This window comes from uncultured Algibacter sp. (assembly GCF_947495675.1).
In the GTDB taxonomy this organism is placed as follows: domain Bacteria; phylum Bacteroidota; class Bacteroidia; order Flavobacteriales; family Flavobacteriaceae; genus Algibacter_B.
The window spans coordinates 1-209 of sequence record NZ_CANLZX010000121.1 but is presented as its reverse complement, the minus strand read 5'-3'; the positions used below and the strand labels follow the sequence as shown (position 1 = coordinate 209).

Here is a 209-nt window from a genome sequence, read left to right as displayed (position 1 = left end):
TCTCAACCAGCAGAACCAGCGACAGCTTGTTATGAAACAGCGACTTTCAATACTACATCATGTATGTGGGAAGTAACAGGGTCTCAACCGGCAGAACCAGCTACAGCTTGTTATGAAACAGCGACTTTTAACACTACATCATGTATGTGGGAAGTTACAGGGTCTCAACCAGCAGAACCAGCGACAGCTTGTTATGAAACAGCGACTTT

The 209-nt window shown here is 45.0% G+C and carries 1 protein-coding gene; it reads left to right on the top strand.

From position 1 onward, the window contains the following. A partial coding sequence (locus Q0842_RS16335; RefSeq protein ID WP_298500590.1) for a hypothetical protein occupies positions 1-209 on the top strand: 209 nt, incomplete at both ends.